The organism is Ruegeria sp. AB8 (assembly GCF_056542605.1).
This window is the reverse complement of sequence record NZ_JBQGAB010000002.1, coordinates 229,577-249,414: the sequence shown is the minus strand read 5'-3', so window position 1 is coordinate 249,414 and position 19,838 is coordinate 229,577. Positions and strand designations below refer to the sequence as shown.

The window sequence follows — 19,838 nt, the reverse complement described above, 5'->3', positions numbered from 1 at the left end:
GGTGATGCAATACCCAAAAATCGGCGCTCTGGCCGTTGTTGTCCATCAGGATCAGGTGTTGCTTGTACAGCGCTGCAAGCAACCGGATGCCGGACTTTGGGGATTTCCCGGCGGTCATGTCGAATGGGGCGAGACCGTGATGCAGGCCGCGCAGCGCGAGCTGCACGAAGAAACATCGGTGATGGCTGAACCTCTGCAGTATCTGGACAATCTGGATCTGCTGCGTCGTGATCCCAACGGGCAGGTTCTGTCGCATTACCTGCTGGTCGGCGTAGCCTGCCGGTATCAGTCCGGCGATCCGGTTGCCGGCGATGACGCGATGGACGCGCGCTGGTTTCCCATCGATCAGATCACGCGCGGCGAATTGAGTATGAGCGCACGTGTCGCCGACCTGCTGGAGACCGCATTGGACGGGGTCAAGCCCCGATCCGGCCTCTGAGCCGCGCGTAAATCAGACCGGAAAGCGCAACGCTCAGCACCAGGATCAGCGCCGCACCAGCAACGAACACACCCAGTCCCATACGTAGAACCGCAGAACCATCTTCGCCGGGGTAAAAGTCGGTCAGAGCGGTCAGCGGCGTGCCCGCGACAGCGGGCCACACCATCGTCACCGCAAACCAGGCCAGCAATGCCAAACCGGTTATGACAATCATCCCTTGCACCACCCTATCCGGCGCGCGCAGGGCGCGACGCATTGAGGTCATCGGACGTGTCACGTCATTCAGGATGGCCAGCAGCGCAGGTACAAGCAACAGAACCAGAAGCATTCCGAACCCAAGACCGTAGACCAGCGTGATCACTGTGGGCTTGAGGAACTGCGCCTGCTGCGAGCCTTCGTACAGCAGCGGAGTGAGACCCAGAACCGTGGTCAAAGTGGTCAGCATCACCGGCCGCAACCTGTCGGCTGTGCCTTCGACAATGGACGGAAACAACCCTCTGTCCTGTTGATAGGCGTCGATGGTCGTCACCAGCACGATGGAGTCGTTGATGATTATCCCTGTCATCCCCAGCAGGCCCACGACCGTGAACATGCTAAGCGGTACAGCCCAGATGTAGTGGCCCCAGATGGCACCCACGAGGCCAAATGGAATGATCGCCATGACCAGCAACGGCCGTGTCCAGCTTGCAAAGACCCAGGCCAGAACCAGATAGATGCCTGTCAGGCACAGGATCAGACCGGTGCGCGCCTGCGACAGGAAATCATCTTCCTGCTCACTCAGCCCCGACATGCGCCATTCGACCTGCCGTTCGGAGGCGATTTTGGGCAGGATTTCCTGACTGAGGGCGCGTTCAATTTCAGCGGCGCGATCGGGGTCATCTTCAGAGATGTCGCCATTTACCGAGACCACCCGCAAGCCATTCTCGCGCCGGATCGTGGAAAAGCCCGACTTTCGCTGAACGGAAACGATATCGGCCAGCGGTACGTATATCCCTTCGGGCGACCGCATCAGTGTGCGTTCCAGAAAATCGGCCGTCAGTTCGCTTTCGGGCAGTTCAACCCGTATTTCGGCGCTGCGCGGACCATCTGGAAAGGTTGCGGCCTCGATGCCGTTCAGGCGGCTGCGCAAAACCCGGCCCAGCGTTTCAATCCGGAAGCCCAGGGCCTGACCCTGTGCTGTGAGTTCCAGGATGAAGTCTTCCTTGTCATAGGCCAGATCGTCCTGCAGCGCGGAAACCTCGGGGTATTTCGACAGTTCGGTCTGCAAATCCTCGGACGCCGATTTGAGCGTGTCGATCTCAGCCCCATAAAACTGGACATCGATCGCATCGCCGCCCGGGCCGGACCGCCAGCCACGAAACGTGACAAGCTCGACCTTGGGGTGGCGCGGAACATATTCCTGCAATTCGCCGACAAACTCGAAACTGGAATAGGGGCGCTGATCGGCATCGATCAGTTCGATGGAAATACCCCCCAGCAGCGACCCGTCCTTGCCGTCTGCCGCCGCAAGCCCATAGCCCGGCGTGTCGCCGATCTGGGCCAGCGCATATTCGATTGGATTGCGCCCATGGCGCTCCGCATAGATCTGACCCATCTCTTCGGCGGCCTGCTGCAACATGCGCATCATTTCCAGCGTGTCATCCCGCGTCGCCCCTTCGCGCATGATGAAGCTGCCTGTGACCGAACCACGCTCGGGCGCGTTGAAAAAGCGCCAGTTCACATCTCCACGGATAAACAGAGCGACCTGACTGGCCAGAATCACCACCATCACCGCGACAACCACATAGCGGGCCCAGACCACCCAGGCGATCAGCGGTCGGAACAGGTGGTCGCGCACCCAGCGAAACCCTTTGTTCACCACCCGGTTGGGCAGGTCATACCAGTGTTCCTTGGCCGAGTGTTTGATGGCATGGGCCATATGGTTCGGCAGGATCAGGAAACACTCGATCAGTGAGGCGATCAGGACGGCAATCACGGTAAACGGGACATCGCGGATCAATACGCCAAAGCGCCCGCCAACCAAGGTCAGGCCAAAAAAGGCGATAACCGTTGTGACCGTTGCGGCAAAGACGGGCATCGCCATCCGTCGCGCGGCCCGTTCGGCTGCAACCATCGGTGCCTCGCCCAATCGCCGTGCACGGAAATCGGCATGTTCACCGACCACGATGGCGTCATCGACCACAATACCCAGTGTGATGATCAGGCCGAACAGTGAAACCATGTTGATGGACAGCCCGCCGATATACATGAACGCGATCGCGGCGGACATGGCCACGGGAATACCGGCTGCAACCCAGAACGCAATACGCGCATTGAGAAAGAGAAACAGCAGGCAGACCACAAGACCCAGGCCGAGCAAGCCGTTGTCGACAAGAATGTTCAGCCTGTCGGTGATGGCCTGCGCCCGGGTCCGGATCAGTTCGATCGTGACACCATCGGGCAGACTGGCTTGCATCTCGGCGACGACATCCTCGACCCGATGCTGGATGTCGATCGCATCCCCAAGATTCGAGCGATCGACGCGGATCGACATGGCCGGGTCGTCATCGACGAAATAGCTGCGATGACGGGTGACGCCTTCCACGAAAATCCGCGCCACATCGCCGACCACCAGCTTCGCGCCGTCCTCGAACGTGCGCAGCGCAATGCCTTCGATTTCTTCGGGCGTACGTTTTTCTGTGCCGGCTTTGATGCGTGCATTTGCCCCTGTTACCAGCCCCGCAGGGCTGGCATTGACCTCGGCCGCAATGGCCGAGGCGATCTCGGACAGAGTGATGTCATTGGCAATCAGCTGCGCGGTCGGCACCTCGACCACCACACGCGGCGCGGCTATGCCGCGGATCGATGTGCGGGTCACACCGGCTGCGAACAGTCGGCTGATCAGCTCATCGGTGAAGTTCGCAAGCTGTTCGGTCCCGACCGGTCCGGTCAGTACAACGTCCGTGACGCGATCCCGCCAGGCGCCGCGCCGGATTACGGGCTCGTCAGCGTCGTCTGGCAGATCGGTCACAGCGTCAACGGCGGTGCGCACCTCCTCGACGGCCCTGGCCATGTCCCAGTCCGGTTCGAACTCCATCCGGATGCGCGAATGTCCGGGATGCGAACTGGATTCGGTGCTGGTCACGCCCTCGACAGCCAGCAGGGCCGGTTCCAGAACCCTGACGATGGCACTGTCCATATCCTCGGGGCCGGCCTGATCCCAATTGACGGTGACGTCCACCCGTTCCAGCACCACATCGGGAAAGAACTGCGCCCGCATGTTCGGAATCGCAGCGGCGCCCAGAACCAACATCACCAGCAGCAAAAGATTGGCCACGGTCCGGTGCCGGATGAAGTAGCTCAGGATACCGCCTGCCGCACCGGGGATTTCGCGCATCATGACGCTTATCCCCCTGTCGGGCTTTCAAGACGGCGCACCAGCGATGCAGGCACTTTCGCCTCGCTCAACTGGCCCAGCACGCGGGCCTTGGCGTCCTGCGACATACCTGCACTGGCTTCGACCTGCGCCACAAACTGCGCGCGTTGTTCATCCGACAGCTCGACCATATCCGTGTCCGGTTGCGCCCGGGCTTCGGCCCGCAAGGGGCGCACACGTACGCCCGCGCCCAGCAACGGGGTGCGCCCGATCACCACCTCGCGTCCTTCCAGCCCCTCCCCGCGCAACAGCACCTCATCGCCCTGTCGGCGGATCAATTGCACAGGCAGCGCCTCAAGCCGGTCGCCATCACCCAGCACCAGTACGGTGCCAAACGCATCAAGAGCCGTCGACGGCATGCGAACAACATTCTCGACGGGTTGTTCCTCGACCGAGACCGTTACGAAGTCACCGGGTTTGAAACCAAACGCATCATTCAGGCGGGCATAAATCAACCGACCGGTCTGCCCTTCCCCCGCCGATCCGCTGTCGCGGCTGATCCGGCCAAGGGCGACCAGGTCAGTGCCGGTCACTTCCAGCGACACGGAAACGGGGGCTTTGATCAGCTCGCCCCGCGCGTCCAGCAGGCGCACATACTGTGCGGTCGACACCCGAAACGCCACTTCCAGCGCGTCCGGATCGACCAGTTCGGCCAGTTTTTCATTGGCCGTCACCAATCGGCCCTCGACCAGTGTGACATCGGTCAGCGTGCCGCCAAACCGGGCGCGAATCGTCATGTCGTCCAGATCCCGCTCGGCCGCTTCCAAGGCGATCCGCGCGCGGGCCAGCAACGTGGTGGCCTGATCGACACGGGATTCGGCCTGCGCCAGTGCGATCCGCCGGGCCAGAACCGATTGCTGAGCCGACGCTGCGGCCAGTTCAGCCTCTTCCACGCTGGCGGCGGCACCAACGCCACGGCTTTGCAGATCCTTCTGGCGCTGCAGGGCGCGTCCGCGCAACTCTGCCTGAGCTTCGGCCGAGTTCAACTCGTCCTGCGCCAGCAGCAGCGACCGTTCGGCATCGCGCTCTTCGAACTGGGCATCCAGCAGATCGGACTTGGCACGGTCCAGCGCCGATTGCGCATCGGCGGGGTCCAGTTCAACCAGCACCTCGCCAGCGGACACAACGCCGCCATCTTCAAATTCCTCGGCCAGGGACACAACCCGCCCACCCAGAGCTGCGCGCAACTCAAGCCTGCGGCGGCTTTGCACTTCGCCAAATGCATCCAGATAGGGGATTACCGTTTCCACCAGCGCGGGTTTGACGCTGACCGCAAATACCCTCTCCTGCGCTGGCGGGCGGTTTTCGTCCCTGGTCAGCACATCCTGCAGCGCATTTGCGATCATCTGTGCAGCGACAAACAACAGGGCCAGCGTCAGGGACGCCAGAAAGACACCGACAAGGCTTTGCCTCAGAAATCGCATCAATCATTCACCCAAGTTGCAACAGGCTGCCATACGCGAAATGTAGCTGGACCGGAAAATAAGCCAAGCCACAAGGCGGTTATAAGGACTTGAACGTATGACCAGTCTACTTCCGTCGCAGATGTTCGTCCAATCGCGGCATTATTTCCACAAAATTGCAGGGGCGATGCCGGTAATCGAACTGTTTTTCCAAAATCCCGTCCCAGGCGTCCTTGCACGCGCCGGGACTGCCGGGGAGGGCAAACAGATAGGTCCCGCCCGCCACGCCGCCTGTTGCGCGCGACTGAACAGCCGAAGTGCCGATCTTTTCCATCGAGATGATGGTGAAGACGGTTCCAAACGCCTCGATTTCCTTTTCATAGACGTCTCGATGCGCCTCGACCGTGACATCGCGCCCCGTCAGGCCGGTCCCCCCGGTCGACAGGACAACGTCAATATCGGGCTCGGCGATCCAGGCCCGCAGCTGATCTGCGATCTGGCTGCGCTCATCCGGCAGGATTTTGCGGTCGGCAAGGGTGTGGCCGGCCCGTTCAATCCGGTCGACCAGGGTCTGGCCTGAACGGTCTTCCTCAATCGAGCGCGTATCTGACACGGTCAGAACGGCGATACGAACCGGGATGAACTCCATGGTTTCATCAATGCGTGACATTTGGCGTCAGGCCCTTTCCATGATGGCAAGCCGGATCGCCAGAGCGGTGAAGATGCCGCCACTGACCCAGCTCAGAATTCTGGACGCGCGGGGGCTGTTGATCAGCATTTGACCCGCGCCTCCGGCAAACACGCCCACCAGCCCGTTGATAACGAACCCGCCGATGGAAATGATCGCCCCGAAGATCAGGAATTGCAGCAGAACGGACCCCGAGGCGGGGTTTACGAATTGCGGAATAAAGGCGAGGACAAACAGAATGACTTTCGGGTTGGTCAGGTTGACCAGAAACCCGTCGCGAAAGGCATAGCGTGTCGGTTTTGCCGGACCTTCGGCCGAGATCGCGCCGTGCCGTATCGCACCCCATGCCAGATACAGCAGATAGGCGACACCCAGCCAGCGGATCGCGTCGAACACCCACGGAACAGCGGCAACAACCGCGCCCAATCCCAGCCCGGCCAGCGAAACATGGATCATCGAGCCCATCGAAATTCCGGCGCTGGCGGCAATCGCGGGTTTTGTGCCGGATCGCAGCCCCTGCCCGAAACAGAACATCATATCCGCACCCGGCGTCAGATTCAGTGCGATGGCCGCAGGCACAAAGGCCAGCAGCGTCACGGTCTCGATCATGCGCGGACCTCGAACCAGTTGACTCGCGGACCGAGATTGGCGACGTGCGACCGGCCGATGGACCCGCGATACCCCCAGCTGTCATGGATATGGCCACCAAGCACCAACGTGGGCTGAATCCGTTCTATTGCATTCCGGATGGCCGTTGACCCGACAGAAAGCCCCTGAGATGTCTTATCGCCGTACCCTTTCGGCGGTGAATGCGCGATCAGGATGTCGGTCCCGACGCATCGTGCCAGCATTTCGGTCGCATCGCCTTCGGTCATGTCACAGGACCAGTCGCCAAAAGGCGTAACCGGCACGCCGTAACCCAGACCGAACAGCCGCAGCCCGTCGACGGTCATACCGGACCCGTGCAGCACATGCACCCCGTCAGGGACGGCATCTGCCAGCTCTTCCGCGCTTTCGACATTGCCCGGCACCAGAACCATCGGTGCAGCGATACCGGACAGCATGGCCATCGCTTCGTCCAGACCCTGACGCATGTTGCAGTAATCCCCGGCCCCAATCACCAGATCGGCCTCTGCACTGGCCGCAACCAGATCGGCGGCGCGGTTGCGCGCCATATGCAGGTCCGAGAACGCCAGTATTTTCATCGCTTCGCCTCCAGACACGCCCTGAGTTCCAGCAGATCGACCCAGGCCTGCCGCTTCATCTGCGGCTGCCGCAGCAGATAGGCAGGGTGAAACATTGGTATGACCGGCAGATCCAGCGCCTGTTCCCATTTCCCGCGCAGCCGCGTGATGCCGCGTTTGCCCAGCACGGCCTGACAGCTGATATTGCCCATCACCACAAGAACCTCAGGGTTTGCCAATGCGATATGACGCTGCAGAAACGGCTTCATCATGCCGATTTCCTCGGGCTTCGGATCACGGTTCTGCGGCGGGCGCCATGGCAGGACGTTCGTGATGTAGACATTCTCGGCCCGGTTCAGATCAATGGCAGCCAGCATCCGGTCCAGCAATTGCCCGGCGCGACCCACAAACGGCTTGCCTTCGCGATCCTCATCGCGGCCTGGCGCCTCGCCAATGATCATCACCCGCGCGCCGGGGGTGCCATCCGCGAACACCAGCTGCCGCGCTCCCCGCTTCAGGTCGCACAGATCGAACGCATCCATCGTTGCGCGTAATTCCGGCAGCGACCCTGCCCCGCGCGCGGCTTTTTCGGCAACCGCAATTGGGTCCGCCTGTCGCGGCTTTTCTTGCGACGAATGTTCAACAACCTGTTTCCGGGCCTTCGGCGCGGTATCCGGCAAGGCATAGCGGTCAACCGGCGCGTCACCGATAGCGTCGGTGACGCCCAGTTCAACCTGCCATTCCAGCAGGGCGCGCGCGGTATGATGGTCCATTGCCGATTCCATGCCTCATAATCTAACCAGCTTTGGCCCGAGGGAAAGCGAATAGACCTTGCCATGGCACCCGGTCGCACCGACGATGGTCATGTTCATGCTGATTGCTCTGAGATATATCCTGCTCCTGCTGCTGTTCAACGTCTTTGGCTGCGGCCCGGCCATGGCCACCTTTCACGACAAGCACGGACAGTGCCGCGCAGGGCAGTTCCAATGCGGCAGCACGTGCTGCAGCGGAGGCCAGCGGTGCAGCTTTGACGGCCACTGCATCCGCGCAGGCGGAACCTATTGCGGCGGGGGCCGGTCTTGCGGGCCATTTGAACGCTGCGTGGCAGGCGGCACCCGCTGTGCGCCTGCAGGGGCAAACAAATGCACGTCACGCCTGGATTGTCCAAGCAACAGTTTCTGCAACGGGCGCGGAGAATGCGAACGGATCACGCCCGATTTCAACCCCGGGCTGCCAAGCGCCTGCGACGATGGAAATGTCTGTTCTGCGGGATCGTCCTGTCTGCCGGCTGGCGGTTGCTCCCGCCCGGGCTGGTTTTTGTGCGAAAAAACCGGATCGCAGTGTCGTCCCGGCTTCAAATGCTCCAGAAATCAGGGCTGTGTGCCGGTCCGGGCCATCGATTGCGGTTATGGCAAATGGTGCAAACCCGGCGAGCAGTGCCTGCCGAAAGGCGGGTGCGAGAAACTGCCCGAGAGCTCTGATCCTTAGGTTGCCTTGCGCTGCCTGGCTTCTTATAAGCGGCCCGATTGTCAGACAGGAGCCCGCCCATGCGTTTCGCCCATCGTCACCTTCTTGGCATCGAGCATCTGTCGCAATCCGATATCACCGCCATTCTGGATCTGGCCGAGAAATACGTCGACATGAATCGCCAGTCGTCGAAACACTCGGATGTGCTGGCGGGGCTGACCCAGATCAACATGTTCTTCGAGAACTCGACCCGCACGCAGGCAAGTTTCGAGATTGCGGGCAAGCGGCTGGGCGCGGATGTGATGAACATGGCGATGCAGGCCAGTTCGATCAAAAAGGGCGAGACGCTGATTGATACGGCTATGACACTGAACGCGATGCATCCCGATCTGCTAGTGGTGCGGCACCCGCATTCCGGCGCGGTCGATCTGCTGGCGCAGAAGGTGAACTGCGCCGTGCTGAACGCGGGCGACGGGCGGCACGAGCACCCGACCCAGGCGCTGCTGGACGCGCTGACCATTCGGCGCGCCAAGGGCCGGCTACACCGTCTGAACATCGCCATTTGCGGAGACGTGGCCCATTCCCGTGTGGCACGCTCGAACCTGATCCTGCTGGGCAAGATGGAGAACCGCATCCGCCTGATCGGCCCGCCGACGCTGGTGCCTGCGCAATTCGCCGAGTTCGGAGCCGAAATCTACGACGACATGAACGAGGGCCTGAAAGATGTCGACGTGGTCATGATGCTGCGCCTTCAGAAAGAGCGGATGGATGGCGGGTTTATCCCTTCGGAAAGGGAATACTACCATCGCTATGGTCTGGACGCCGCCAAGCTGGCGCTGGCAAAACCCGACGCGATCGTCATGCACCCCGGCCCGATGAACCGTGGCGTCGAGATCGACGGCACACTGGCCGATGACATCAACCGGTCCGTCATTCAGGAACAGGTCGAGATGGGCGTCGCAGTGCGGATGGCCGCGATGGAACTGCTGGCCCGCAACCTGCGCGAGGCCGCATGAGCGATCTGACTGTCGCCCCCCACGAACGCGGCGTGATCCGCCTGTTCACGCTGGACATGCGTTCCGAAGAGGCGAAGTTCCTGCGCGAACCGGGCGCTGCCGATCAGGTTCTGGGGGTTGACGGACTGGACCCGGACCAGATCGACGTCTTTCCGGTCTCGGACCTCGAAGACCTCGGGCTTTACGGCTATCTGAACGAGGGCTGCGGCGTCTCTGCCGACCAACTGGACCGCGCCGCGTTGGACGCCATCGAAGGCTGGGTGATGGTCGTGCGCAGTGCCGCCTTTGGCGACCGCCCGGTAACACTGACGCCGGACCCGAGGCTGCACCTGACCGGTCTTTATACCGAAGAGGCCACCAACTGGACCGGCGGCCCGATCGAAACCGAAAGCGCGAAACCGTTCTCGGCGCCTCAGGTCGCCCCTGTAGATGACAAGCCACGCCGTATGGGGTCGGCCATTCTGGCTCTGATGATCTTGCTGGTAATCGGAGGTGTCCTGTGGCTGATCCTGTAAGTTTCGCACCGGACAAAGGCGCCTATATCCGCACCAACGCCTGGCTCGCTGCCGGGGCCATGGCGTGTGCGATGCTGGTTCTCTGGCTGATCGGCAACCCCTACGTCTGGACCGGCGCACCCGCCGGGCTTGCCGCCATCGGCATCCGCGCCTGGTATCTGGCCTCCGAAGAACTGGTTGCCACATGGCAGATGACGGATACCACCCTGACCGGCCCCGGCCCCCGCAATGTGCCGCTGAACCAGATCGATGCGGTCAACATCCTAGGCAGCTTCGTCCAGATCGTCACCAAAAGCGGTGACAAACATCTGATCAAATACCAGGCAGACCCTGCCGCCACCAAAGCCGCAATCGAAAGGGCTATTTCATGAGCACCGTTCTCTTCTCAAACGCTCGCCTGATCGACCCTGAGGCCGGAACGGATGCAACCGGGTGGCTGCAGGTCGCCGAGGGCCGGATTGTGGCGCGCGGAGAGGGGCAGGCACCGGTTTGCGACTCCCAAATCATCGACTGCGGCGGCCACTGTCTGGCACCGGGTATCGTCGATATTGGCGTCAAGGTCTGCGAACCGGGTGAACGGCACAAGGAAAGCTATAAATCCGCAGGTCTCGCCGCTGCTGCCGGAGGTGTGACCACCATGGTCACCCGGCCCGACACCAGCCCCGCCATCGACACGCCGGAAACGTTGGAATTCGTCACCCGCCGGGCTCAGGCCGATACACCGGTTAACGTGCTGCCGATGGCCGCCCTGACCAAGGGCCGCGAGGGCCGCGAAATGACCGAGATCGGTTTCCTGCAAGACGCAGGAGCCGTTGCGTTCACCGATTGCGATCACGTTATCGCCAATACCAAAGTGTTCTCTCGCGCGTTGACCTACGCGAAATCCTGCGGCGCGCTGGTCATCGCGCATCCGCAGGAACCGGGCCTGAGCGCCGGGGCCGCCGCGACCAGTGGCAAGTTCGCTGCCCTGCGCGGCCTGCCCGCCGTATCGCCGATGGCCGAGCGGATGGGGCTGGACCGCGACATCGCCCTGCTGGAAATGACCGGTGCAAAATACCACGCCGACCAGATCACCACCGCCCGCGCCCTGCCCGCACTGGAACGCGCCAAGCGCAATGGGCTGGACATCACCGCCGGGACCTCGATCCATCATCTGACGCTGAACGAGTTGGACGTGGCCGACTATCGCACCTTCTTCAAGGTCAAACCCCCGTTGCGGTCCGAAGACGACCGGCTGGCGGTGATCGAGGCGCTGCGCACCGGGTTGATCGACACGATCAGCTCGATGCACACGCCACAGGACGAAGAAAGCAAGCGTCTGCCGTTTGAAGAAGCCGCCTCGGGCGCGGTGGCGCTGGAAACACTGCTGCCCGCCGCGCTGCGCCTTTATCATGCCGAGCAGCTGGACCTGCCGACGCTGTTTCGCGCCATGGCCCTGAACCCGGCGAAACGGTTGGGCCTGGAGTGCGGTCGCCTGTCCGAAGGCGCACCGGCCGATCTGGTGCTGTTCGATCCCGATGTCCCCTTTGTGCTGGACCGGTTCGCCCTGAAATCCAAGTCGCAGAACACACCGTTTGACGGCCAGCGGATGCAGGGTAAGGTCACAGCGACTTTTGTCGCTGGCAAAGAAGTTTACCGGAGAACCTGATGCCCCTGATCGACAGTACCATGACCCAACTGATCCTGTGGGCTGTGATCGGTTACCTTATGGGGTCCGTTCCCTTCGGCATGATCATCGCCAAGGTCATGGGACTGGGCAACTTGCGCAGTATCGGGTCCGGCAATATCGGCGCCACCAATGTTCTGCGCACCGGCAACAAGGCCGCCGCCGCGCTGACCCTGATTTTCGATGCGGCCAAGGGGGCGGTGGCTGTTCTGCTGGCACGTTCACTGGCCGGAGAAGACGCAGCCCAGATTGCCGCCCTGACCGCTTTTCTGGGACATTGCTTTCCGGTCTGGCTGGGCTTCAAGGGCGGCAAGGGTGTCGCGACCTTTCTGGGCCTGTGGCTGGCGCTGGACTGGCGGGTCGGAGTTGCCTGCTGTCTGAGCTGGCTTGTGGCGGCGGCGATCTGGAGGATCTCCTCGGTTGGCGCGCTTGCAGCGGCGGCCCTGCTGACGGTTTGGATCGTTGTTCTGACGGATGGCGCGACGTTCATTCTGGGGATAATTCTGACCCTGTTGGTCTACTGGCGGCACAGTGCCAACGTCGCGCGTATCAAGGCCGGGACCGAGCCGAAAATCGGCAAATCGTGACCCCGCCAGACGAATTTCTGAACGCGTTCTTTGCCCTGCCCATGGGCACTTTCACCGGGACGAGCCGCAACGGGCGTTATGTCGTGTGCCGCCAGACCGTGGCGAAAGGCAAGTCGCACAAGCTGGTGGCGCATCAGCTGGACGGCACAGATTTCATCAGCCTGAACCTGTATCAGACCAAGAACAGCGGTGCGCTGCTCCGACCCTGCGAGATGTCTGCAGCCAAGGTGATCGCGTTCACGATGGCGCTGGTGCCCGATCCGCAACCGGTCGGCTGAAACCTTCGTTCCCGCACATCACCTATTCATAACCGCACAATCACAATTGATTGCTTTGAACGTGAACAGCCCGCTTCCCAACTGGGGTGTTGTGACGGCCAATTACCGACCGCACAGGACAAAATCACGAGGGAAACCAAGGTGCAATTCCAACGCCATCTGGTGACCCGGTTCACGAAAGGTGAAGCAATGAACAAGATCAAATCCCTTATCGGCGGCGTCGCGCTGTCTGTTGCAATTGCAAGCTCGGCCATGGCGGCGGGTGTTGAACTGAACGCAAGTTCGACCGGCCTGGCCTTGCAGGGCTACGACCCGGTGGCCTATTTCACCGCAGGTGAAGCGACCAAAGGCGACTACCGCATCACCGCGCTGCACAACGAAGCCCTGTACCGCTTCTCCTCGGAAGAAAACAAAGCCGCATTCGAAGAGAACCCAGAGGCTTATCTGCCGGCATATGGCGGCTACTGCGCCTTCGGCACGGCCATGGGCTTCAAGTTCGACGGTGATCCGAACTACTGGAAAATCGTTGACAACAAGCTGTACCTGAACCTGTCGGCGGACATCCAGGAACGCTGGGAAGGTGACATCCCGGGCTTCAACGAAAAAGCGGACGCGAACTGGGAAACCATCGCTCATAAAACCCCTGCTGAATTGCAGCAGCAGTAATTTTCTGATCCTTTCAGAACAAACGGCGGCGGAGATTTCCGCCGCCATTTGCGTTCAGGGTTCAAGAACCGTGCTGCCGGTCGTCTGGCGCGCCTCCAGCGCCCGATGCGCATCGGCGACCTGTGACAGGGCAAAGCGCTGATCGATGTGCAGCCTGACTTCCCGGCCTTCGACCTTGCCGAACAGACGCCGGGCCATGGCCTGGCATACCGAATGATCCGCGATGTGGGTGAACAAGGTCGGGCGGGTGATCTTCAGAGAGCCTTTACGGCCGAGTATGCCGATATCCACCGGTGGCACCGGTCCGGACGCATTGCCGAACGAAATCATCATGCCCAATGGTTTCAGGCAATCCAGAGAACCTTCGAACGTATCCGCGCCGATTGAATCCATGACCGTGTCCACCCCCTTGCCGTGGGTGATCTCGGCCACGCGTTCGGCAAAATTTTCGGTCCGGTAATTGATGCATTCGGCGGCCCCGTTGAACCTGGCCAACTGGCATTTTTCATCCGTGCCCGCCGTGCCGATCAGGGTGATGCCCTCGGACTTGGCCCACTGGCACGCGATCAGTCCCACCCCGCCGGCAGCGGCATGAAACAACACCGTGTCGCCGCGTTTCAGGGGCGTCGTCCGGTGAAACAGATATTCGACCGTCATCCCTTTCAGCATCATGGCAGCGGCGGCATCGAACGGAATGCTGTCGGGCAGCGGGCAGACCTGCGCCGCCGGCATTACGCGTGCCTCGCAATAGGCGCCCGGGGGAGCCGCTGCATAGGCGGCTCGCTGACCGGGTTGAAGGTGGGTCACGCCCTCGCCGACGGCTTCAACCACCCCGGCGGCCTCCATGCCAAGGGCGTGTGGAAGTTCCAGCGGATAAAGGCCGGTCCGCTGATAGACATCGATAAAATTCAACCCACAGGCGTGATGCCGAATGCGAATCTCTCCCGGACCGGGATCGCCCACGGGCCTGTCTTCGATTCGCAGAACTTCGGGGCCGCCGGTTTCATGAATGACCACGGTACGTGCTGTTTGCTGCATGCTCACCTCCTTGCGCCTGCAACCAAGCTAACATGACTGAGGCACAGGGCAATTGACCTGTCTCAGAATTATGGCGGCGCAAAAGAAGATACTGTGCTATAGTGATTTCACACGTTGTCGGCTGATCCGGCCACGACCCCCTGCGCCGGACATGATCCGAGACGCAACCTCGTTAGGGGAGGGGATGAGTATGGCAAAAACAATCGGTAATCCAATCAGCTGGGCCGCCAGAAACATCAGTGCGTCCGGCGATCATATATCGGAAAGCGTATCGCGGATCGGAAGCGCCGATACCAAGCACCTGCCGGTGGTTCAGACGCTGACACTTCAGGACCTGCGTTCCTGCCTGAAAGCCGGATATCAGGACTTTCTGGAAACGCGCGCCGACGCGATCTTCGTGGTGCTGATTTACCCGATTGCCGGGCTTCTGATGGTCGGGTTCGGGCTGAACATGAACATGGTGCCACTGCTGGCGCCCCTGATTGCGGGCTTTGCCCTGATCGGCCCGGTCGCAGCCGTGGGTCTGTACGAAATCAGCCGCAAGCGCGAACAGGGCGAAGTGGTTCAATGGCTGGACGCGTTCGGTGTCTTCCGGTCGCCGTCCTTCGGTGCCATATTGGCGCTTGGCTTCTACCTGGTCATGTTGGTGCTGATCTGGCTGATGGCCGCACAAGCCATCTATGCACAGACGCTGGGACCGGAACCGCCCGCCTCTCTGAGTGTGTTTGCAGCGCAGGTGTTCACAACCGGCGCAGGCTGGACCATGATCGTTGTCGGAACCGCCGTCGGTTTCCTGTTTGCGCTTGTCGCCCTGGCGATCAGTGTTGTCAGCTTTCCGCTTCTCCTGGACAAGCAGGTCGGGCTGCCGGTGGCTGTGGTAACGTCCTTCCGCGTGACGCGCCAAAACCCGGGTGTGGTGTTGACCTGGGGCTTCATCGTCGCGGCCCTGCTTATTCTGGGGGCCATCCCGATGCTGCTGGGCCTGATCGTGGTGATGCCGGTTCTGGGCCATTCGACCTGGCATCTGTATCGTCGGGCCATCGCCTGACGCGGTCGCGCGCGGGGCACCCCCGCGCGCTGTTCCCTTAGCCTGCGACGTTCAGAACGATCTTGCCAATATGGCCCGAGCTTTCCATGCGCGCATGCGCTGCCGCCGCTTCGGCCAAGGCAAACTCGCTGTCCATCACAGGTGAGATCTTTCCGGCATCCAGAAGCGGCCAGACCGCCTCGCGCAAGTCCTGCGCGATCTTTGCCTTGGCCAGATCGCTTTGCGGGCGCAGGGTGCTTCCGGTCAGGGTCAGGCGTTTCACCATCATCATGGCAAAGTTCAACTCGACCTTCGGACCCTGCAGGAACGCGATCTGCACCAGACGTCCATCCTCGGCCAACGCCTTGACGTTGCGCGGGATGTAATCGCCCCCCACCATATCGAGGATCAGATTCGCCCCGCCTTCGACCCGCATCGCCGCCACGAAATCTTCGTCCCGGTAGTTGATCGCCTTTTCTGCTCCTAGCCGGACACAGGCTTCGCATTTCTCGGCAGATCCGGCTGTTGCAAAGACCCGTGCGCCAAAGGCATTGGCCAACTGGATCGCCGTTGTGCCAATTCCGCTGGATCCGCCATGGACCAAAAACCGCTCACCGGCTTTCAGCCCGCCGCGCGTGAAGACGTTGGACCAGACGGTGAAGAAGGTTTCGGGCAGGCATGCGGCTTCTTTCATGCCCATACCATTTGGCACAGGCAGACAATGGGCGGCGGGCGTCGCGACATATTCGGCGTAACCACCGCCTGGCAGAAGCGCGCAGACCTGATCGCCGAGTGACAGCCCTTCAACCCCTGATCCGATGGAAACCACTTCGCCGGAAGCTTCCAGGCCCGGCAGATCACTGGCGCCCGGAGGGGGATCATATGCACCTGCGCGCTGCAGCGCGTCGGGGCGGTTCACCCCGGCATAGGCGACCTTCAGGATTACCTGACCATTGGCCGGTTTCGGAATCGGGCGTTCGGTCAATCGCAGAACATCCGGGCCGCCAGGCTCGGATATTTCAACGGCGCGCATCGTCTGGGTCATGGGCAAATCTCCTTTGCCCAATGCCTAGCAGGCAATTTCTGGAAGGCCCAGACGCTTACTTGCGCGGATTCAGCATCCCGGGCAGATCGGTCCGCATTTTCATCGGCGGCTTCACCTGCCCGGCCAGCCAGTTCGGAACCGCAAGGAACGGCTTGAATAATGGATTGTCGTTCACCTGTGCCTTGAGCTTCTCGAACTGCATGACATTGTCGATGCGCCTGTCCAGAAACTCCCATGTCTTCTGATGCGCGGGGGCCTCATCACCCAGCCAGAACAGCAGGGTCGAAGAATACACTCCCGACAGGGTGGCGCGCTTAGTGTACCAGTTCACATCATCGGAAGTGTCGCCAAGCGTATCCCAGATCAGGTCGCAGGTCTGCCACAGGGCCTTGGCCCCGTCTGCCGCATGAAGGGGCAGCGCAAAAAGGGTCATACCCTTGCGGACCAACTCCTTATCCTCGACGGCCTGCAACCGAAAGCGCACTGCGGCAGCAACCCGATCGCGGAATTTCAGATCGCCCAGATCTTCGGATTTCAGACGTTCGACCATGACTGCATCGCCGCGTGCGTGGAAAGCCAGCGCCAGATCGACCGCGCCACGCGGACAGATCGCGCGCGCCAGACCTTCATCCATGTCACAGTCCGCAATAGCCGCGCGAAAGCCCACCTCGGACCAGCCGTCAAACGGAACGTGGGTCAGCATCGCGTCCAAAAGCTGTTGCTTTGCATCTTCATAAGTGGTGGTCATAGCGGTTCTCCGGTTCTCAGAGCCAGTACTAGACAAGATATAACGACTTTGCTATACGGCCAACTCCTGCAATTTCCTTGCAACTCTATCTAGAAAGGTGGTGACAACCACATGCAGGTTAGTGTTCGCGACAATAACGTCGATCAGGCGCTTCGGGCCCTGAAGAAAAAGCTGCAGCGCGAAGGCGTGTTCCGTGAAATGAAGCTGAAGCAACATTTCGAGAAACCGTCCGAGAAAAAAGCGCGCGAGAAAGCTGAAGCGATCCGCCGTGCCCGTAAACTGGCACGTAAGAAAGCACAGCGCGAAGGTTTGCTCTAAGCACCTTGCTCGTCCAGCTTTGGATGACACTATTTGACGACCCCCGAGGCCCCGCCCGGGGGTTTGTCGTTTTCAGGGGGCATCGCCCGTTTGCCGGTTACATTCCGCCGACCCGTGGGACAGACCGCGCGACAAGCTGCCATTTTCCCATCAGCAGCATTTTGCCCGGCATTTTGCAGCGCAGCGAATCCTGCCCGGAAAGCGCTGCGTCGCCGTAAACCGCCGATCTTTCGACAGTCTCTATCGCTGTCGCGCCTTGCACCTCTAAGTGGCGTCGTCCGAAAGGACTCAACCATAAACGGAGGCAACAATGTCGACTGCAAACACGTTCGAACGCGAAATGCTGGCGCTGATCAATCAGGAGCGCACATCCCGCGGGCTGAACCAGCTGAAACTTGAAACCCAGCTGAACGACTCGTCGGAAAACCACAGCAGCTGGATGCTCAACACGGATACCTTCAGCCACACCGGATCGGGCGGATCGAGCGCGACTCAGCGGATGGAAAATGCCGGGTTCGACCTGGAAGGCAGCTGGCGCACCGGCGAAAACATCGCCTGGCAATCCGAACGGGGTGCCCCAGGCATCAGTGACGATGTTGCCCAGCTACATCAGGGTCTGATGAACAGCCCGGGCCACCGCGCCAATATCCTGAACCCTGAATTCGAGTATATCGGTATTGGCATTGAAACCGGGGACATGCAGGGATTTGACGCGGTCATGGTCACCCAGAACTTTGCCGCAACCGATGCCGCTGTTCTGCCGGACACCGGAGAACCCTCGGCACCCGACCCGGAGGAAACGGATACCGAGATGACGGGAACAGATGTAACTGAGCCAGAGGAGCCGGATGGCGAAACGACCGATACGGAGGTGACGGAAACGGAAGAACCGGAGACCGAAACGGAAGAGCCGGGGACTGAAACAACGGACACGGACGAAACCGAGACTGAGGAACCGGAGACCGAAACAACTGACGCGGATGATACCGAGACCGAAGAACCGGAGACCGAAACAACTGACGCGGATGATAGCGAGACGGAAAATCCGGAAACCGAAACGCCCGATATCGAAGTGACCGATTCAGGCGAACCAGAGTCCGATTGTTTTGACGTACAGGCCTTTCTGGACGAGATCGCTTCATTCCTGGAAAACCTGCAGGCCCAGTTCGATCAGTTTGATTGGGATGGCACCGAAACCGCAGGCGACGAAACCGGTGACATGGATGACTTTGATCTTGTGACGGGTGAAGACAGCGAACAGATGGAAGACCCTGCTGATACCGGCATGGTCGCCGAAGACGGCTGTGACTTCATGATGTTCAATATCTTCAACGTAGACTGCATGATGGACGCCGCCTGATCCGACGTTCCGGTGCGAGGCTGGACAACCAGCCTCGCACAACGTCATCAATAGATCTTTGGAACGTAAAGCTCATCCGGCAGGATGCGCCGTTCGTATTCGGGATTATATCGGCGGTCGGGCAGATTGACCTTGTCCTGCGGCACGTCTTCGTAGGGGATCTTGGTCAGCAGATGCTCGATACAGTTCAGCCGCTCGCGCTTTTTGTCATTGCCTTCCACAATGTACCAAGGTGCCTCGGGGATATTGGTGCGAAAGAACATGTCCTCCTTGGCCTTGGTGTACGCCTCCCAGCGGATGCGGGATTCCAGATCCATGGGTGACAGTTTCCACTGTTTCATCGGGTCGTGAATCCTCATGAGGAATCGCAGTTGCTGTTCTTCATCGGTGATCGAGAACCAGTACTTCAGAAGAATGATCCCCGACCGCACCAGCATCCGTTCAAATTCGGGAACGTCCTGAAAGAACTGCTCGACCTGGTTTTCATTGGCAAAGCCCATGACGCGTTCGACACCGGCCCGGTTGTACCACGAGCGGTCGAAGAACACGATTTCGCCCGCCGCAGGCAGATGCGGAACGTATCGCTGAAAATACCATTGGCTCTGCTCCCGGCGGCTGGGCGCGGGCAAGGCCACAACTCGGGCGACGCGCGGGTTCAGGCGTTGAGTGATGCGTTTGATCACCCCCCCTTTGCCGGCGCTGTCACGGCCTTCGAACAGAATGCAGACCTTGGCGCCGGTGTGAACCACCCAATCCTGCACCTTGATCAGCTCGGCCTGCAGGCGCAGCAGGTTCTGAAAATAAACCTTGCGGTCCAGCATGTCGGGATGCTGGTCCTTGTAGATCTTGCGGACCTCCATCGAAAGCATTGGTTCGCTGAACTCGATTTCGAAATCTTCGTCCAGCGTGTCTTCCAGTTCCGCCTCAAGCCAATCTTTGGGGGTACTGTTGTTTTCGTATGTCAAGGTCTGCTCCTTA

At 60.6% G+C, this 19,838-nt stretch carries 22 protein-coding genes; 11 read left to right on the top strand and 11 right to left on the bottom strand.

What is annotated here, in order from left to right:
* Positions 1–4 precede the first annotated feature (4 nt).
* Entirely contained in the window at positions 5–439 is a 435-nt protein-coding gene (locus ACR0CG_RS03360; protein ID WP_480522846.1) for an NUDIX hydrolase, read from the top strand.
* Here ACR0CG_RS03360 and ACR0CG_RS03355 read toward each other — a convergent pair.
* The 7 genes from ACR0CG_RS03355 to ACR0CG_RS03325 all read right to left on the bottom strand — a co-directional run bounded on the left by ACR0CG_RS03355 (position 417) and on the right by ACR0CG_RS03325 (position 8,167).
* On the bottom strand, positions 417–3,818 hold the full coding sequence (locus ACR0CG_RS03355) for an efflux RND transporter permease subunit (protein WP_480522845.1): 3,402 nt from the start codon (positions 3,816–3,818) through the stop codon (positions 417–419). The genes ACR0CG_RS03360 and ACR0CG_RS03355 overlap by 23 nt on opposite strands.
* 5 nt (positions 3,819–3,823) lie before the next feature.
* Positions 3,824–5,278: an efflux RND transporter periplasmic adaptor subunit gene (locus ACR0CG_RS03350; protein ID WP_480522844.1), complete on the bottom strand. Its 1,455-nt coding sequence runs from the start codon at positions 5,276–5,278 to the stop codon at positions 3,824–3,826.
* A gap of 106 nt (positions 5,279–5,384) precedes the next feature.
* Entirely contained in the window at positions 5,385–5,927 is a 543-nt protein-coding gene (moaB, locus tag ACR0CG_RS03345; protein WP_170679617.1) for a molybdenum cofactor biosynthesis protein B, read from the bottom strand.
* Positions 5,928–5,933: 6 nt separating this feature from the next.
* Entirely contained in the window at positions 5,934–6,554 is a 621-nt protein-coding gene (locus tag ACR0CG_RS03340; protein ID WP_480522843.1) for a LysE family translocator, read from the bottom strand.
* Positions 6,551–7,150 carry a metallophosphoesterase family protein gene (locus ACR0CG_RS03335; protein ID WP_480522842.1) on the bottom strand — a complete coding sequence of 200 codons (600 nt, stop codon included), beginning with the start codon at positions 7,148–7,150 and terminating at the stop codon, positions 6,551–6,553. The genes ACR0CG_RS03340 and ACR0CG_RS03335 overlap by 4 nt, the downstream gene beginning before the upstream one ends.
* A complete protein-coding gene (locus ACR0CG_RS03330; protein ID WP_480522841.1) occupies positions 7,147–7,914 on the bottom strand; it encodes a uracil-DNA glycosylase in 768 nt (255 codons plus the stop codon). The genes ACR0CG_RS03335 and ACR0CG_RS03330 overlap by 4 nt, the downstream gene beginning before the upstream one ends.
* 10 nt (positions 7,915–7,924) lie before the next feature.
* Positions 7,925–8,167, bottom strand: coding sequence for a hypothetical protein (locus tag ACR0CG_RS03325; RefSeq protein ID WP_480522840.1), 243 nt, complete (start codon positions 8,165–8,167; stop codon positions 7,925–7,927).
* A 509-nt stretch (positions 8,168–8,676) separates the two neighbouring features.
* Here ACR0CG_RS03325 and ACR0CG_RS03320 point away from each other — a divergent pair.
* The 7 genes from ACR0CG_RS03320 (at position 8,677) to ACR0CG_RS03290 (ending at position 13,324) form a co-directional block, all read left to right on the top strand.
* Positions 8,677–9,612, top strand: a complete 936-nt coding sequence (locus ACR0CG_RS03320; RefSeq protein WP_170679609.1) for an aspartate carbamoyltransferase catalytic subunit — start codon at positions 8,677–8,679, stop codon at positions 9,610–9,612.
* Positions 9,609–10,127: a hypothetical protein gene (locus ACR0CG_RS03315; protein ID WP_480522839.1), complete on the top strand. Its 519-nt coding sequence runs from the start codon at positions 9,609–9,611 to the stop codon at positions 10,125–10,127. Before ACR0CG_RS03320 ends, ACR0CG_RS03315 begins: the two co-directional genes overlap by 4 nt.
* Positions 10,112–10,498 carry a hypothetical protein gene (locus tag ACR0CG_RS03310; RefSeq protein WP_480522838.1) on the top strand — a complete coding sequence of 129 codons (387 nt, stop codon included), beginning with the start codon at positions 10,112–10,114 and terminating at the stop codon, positions 10,496–10,498. Before ACR0CG_RS03315 ends, ACR0CG_RS03310 begins: the two co-directional genes overlap by 16 nt.
* Positions 10,495–11,775: a dihydroorotase gene (gene pyrC, locus ACR0CG_RS03305; RefSeq protein ID WP_480522837.1), complete on the top strand. Its 1,281-nt coding sequence runs from the start codon at positions 10,495–10,497 to the stop codon at positions 11,773–11,775. The genes ACR0CG_RS03310 and pyrC overlap by 4 nt, the downstream gene beginning before the upstream one ends.
* Positions 11,775–12,380, top strand: a complete 606-nt coding sequence (gene plsY / locus ACR0CG_RS03300; protein ID WP_321249377.1) for a glycerol-3-phosphate 1-O-acyltransferase PlsY — start codon at positions 11,775–11,777, stop codon at positions 12,378–12,380. The genes pyrC and plsY overlap by 1 nt, the downstream gene beginning before the upstream one ends.
* Positions 12,377–12,658 (top strand): hypothetical protein, encoded by a 282-nt coding sequence (locus ACR0CG_RS03295; protein ID WP_321249379.1) that lies wholly within the window; start codon positions 12,377–12,379, stop codon positions 12,656–12,658. Before plsY ends, ACR0CG_RS03295 begins: the two co-directional genes overlap by 4 nt.
* A 189-nt stretch (positions 12,659–12,847) precedes the next feature.
* A complete protein-coding gene (locus tag ACR0CG_RS03290) occupies positions 12,848–13,324 on the top strand; it encodes a YHS domain-containing (seleno)protein (RefSeq protein ID WP_170679775.1) in 477 nt (158 codons plus the stop codon).
* Positions 13,325–13,378: 54 nt separating this feature from the next.
* Here ACR0CG_RS03290 and ACR0CG_RS03285 read toward each other — a convergent pair whose 3' ends face one another.
* Positions 13,379–14,362, bottom strand: coding sequence for a quinone oxidoreductase family protein (locus ACR0CG_RS03285; protein WP_480522836.1), 984 nt, complete (start codon positions 14,360–14,362; stop codon positions 13,379–13,381).
* 190 nt (positions 14,363–14,552) lie between these two features.
* Here ACR0CG_RS03285 and ACR0CG_RS03280 point away from each other — a divergent pair, with 190 nt between their 5' ends.
* Positions 14,553–15,410: a DUF2189 domain-containing protein gene (locus ACR0CG_RS03280; RefSeq protein WP_480522835.1), complete on the top strand. Its 858-nt coding sequence runs from the start codon at positions 14,553–14,555 to the stop codon at positions 15,408–15,410.
* Between the two features lie 37 nt (positions 15,411–15,447).
* On the opposite strand, the gene ACR0CG_RS03275 is transcribed toward ACR0CG_RS03280, so the two are convergent.
* A complete protein-coding gene (locus ACR0CG_RS03275; RefSeq protein WP_170619267.1) occupies positions 15,448–16,434 on the bottom strand; it encodes an NAD(P)H-quinone oxidoreductase in 987 nt (328 codons plus the stop codon).
* A gap of 55 nt (positions 16,435–16,489) precedes the next feature.
* Positions 16,490–17,182, bottom strand: coding sequence for a COQ9 family protein (locus tag ACR0CG_RS03270; RefSeq protein ID WP_480522834.1), 693 nt, complete (start codon positions 17,180–17,182; stop codon positions 16,490–16,492).
* A 111-nt stretch (positions 17,183–17,293) separates the two neighbouring features.
* On the opposite strand from ACR0CG_RS03270, the gene rpsU reads away from it, so the two are divergent.
* Both rpsU and ACR0CG_RS03260 read left to right on the top strand, forming a co-directional pair.
* On the top strand, positions 17,294–17,500 hold the full coding sequence (gene rpsU / locus ACR0CG_RS03265; protein ID WP_005614280.1) for a 30S ribosomal protein S21: 207 nt from the start codon (positions 17,294–17,296) through the stop codon (positions 17,498–17,500).
* A gap of 310 nt (positions 17,501–17,810) precedes the next feature.
* Positions 17,811–18,860 carry a CAP domain-containing protein gene (locus ACR0CG_RS03260; RefSeq protein ID WP_480522833.1) on the top strand — a complete coding sequence of 350 codons (1,050 nt, stop codon included), beginning with the start codon at positions 17,811–17,813 and terminating at the stop codon, positions 18,858–18,860.
* 47 nt (positions 18,861–18,907) lie between these two features.
* Here the strand turns inward: ACR0CG_RS03260 and ppk2 are convergent, their stop codons facing one another.
* Entirely contained in the window at positions 18,908–19,825 is a 918-nt protein-coding gene (gene ppk2, locus ACR0CG_RS03255) for a polyphosphate kinase 2 (protein WP_170614336.1), read from the bottom strand.
* Positions 19,826–19,838: the final 13 nt, after the last annotated feature.

Bases quoted from the DNA above. Each gene is read 5' to 3' on its own strand.
- ACR0CG_RS03360 (WP_480522846.1), top strand. From the start codon at position 5: ATGCAATACCCAAAAATCGGCGCTCTGGCCGTTGTTGTCCATCAGGAT.
- ACR0CG_RS03355 (WP_480522845.1), bottom strand. From the start codon at position 3,818: ATGATGCGCGAAATCCCCGGTGCGGCAGGCGGTATCCTGAGCTACTTC.
- ACR0CG_RS03350 (WP_480522844.1), bottom strand. From the start codon at position 5,278: ATGCGATTTCTGAGGCAAAGCCTTGTCGGTGTCTTTCTGGCGTCCCTG.
- moaB (WP_170679617.1), bottom strand. From the start codon at position 5,927: ATGTCACGCATTGATGAAACCATGGAGTTCATCCCGGTTCGTATCGCC.
- ACR0CG_RS03340 (WP_480522843.1), bottom strand. From the start codon at position 6,554: ATGATCGAGACCGTGACGCTGCTGGCCTTTGTGCCTGCGGCCATCGCA.
- ACR0CG_RS03335 (WP_480522842.1), bottom strand. From the start codon at position 7,150: ATGAAAATACTGGCGTTCTCGGACCTGCATATGGCGCGCAACCGCGCC.
- ACR0CG_RS03330 (WP_480522841.1), bottom strand. From the start codon at position 7,914: ATGGAATCGGCAATGGACCATCATACCGCGCGCGCCCTGCTGGAATGG.
- ACR0CG_RS03320 (WP_170679609.1), top strand. From the start codon at position 8,677: ATGCGTTTCGCCCATCGTCACCTTCTTGGCATCGAGCATCTGTCGCAA.
- ACR0CG_RS03315 (WP_480522839.1), top strand. From the start codon at position 9,609: ATGAGCGATCTGACTGTCGCCCCCCACGAACGCGGCGTGATCCGCCTG.
- pyrC (WP_480522837.1), top strand. From the start codon at position 10,495: ATGAGCACCGTTCTCTTCTCAAACGCTCGCCTGATCGACCCTGAGGCC.
- plsY (WP_321249377.1), top strand. From the start codon at position 11,775: ATGCCCCTGATCGACAGTACCATGACCCAACTGATCCTGTGGGCTGTG.
- ACR0CG_RS03290 (WP_170679775.1), top strand. From the start codon at position 12,848: ATGAACAAGATCAAATCCCTTATCGGCGGCGTCGCGCTGTCTGTTGCA.
- ACR0CG_RS03285 (WP_480522836.1), bottom strand. From the start codon at position 14,362: ATGCAGCAAACAGCACGTACCGTGGTCATTCATGAAACCGGCGGCCCC.
- ACR0CG_RS03280 (WP_480522835.1), top strand. From the start codon at position 14,553: ATGGCAAAAACAATCGGTAATCCAATCAGCTGGGCCGCCAGAAACATC.
- ACR0CG_RS03275 (WP_170619267.1), bottom strand. From the start codon at position 16,434: ATGACCCAGACGATGCGCGCCGTTGAAATATCCGAGCCTGGCGGCCCG.
- ACR0CG_RS03270 (WP_480522834.1), bottom strand. From the start codon at position 17,182: ATGACCACCACTTATGAAGATGCAAAGCAACAGCTTTTGGACGCGATG.
- rpsU (WP_005614280.1), top strand. From the start codon at position 17,294: ATGCAGGTTAGTGTTCGCGACAATAACGTCGATCAGGCGCTTCGGGCC.
- ACR0CG_RS03260 (WP_480522833.1), top strand. From the start codon at position 17,811: ATGTCGACTGCAAACACGTTCGAACGCGAAATGCTGGCGCTGATCAAT.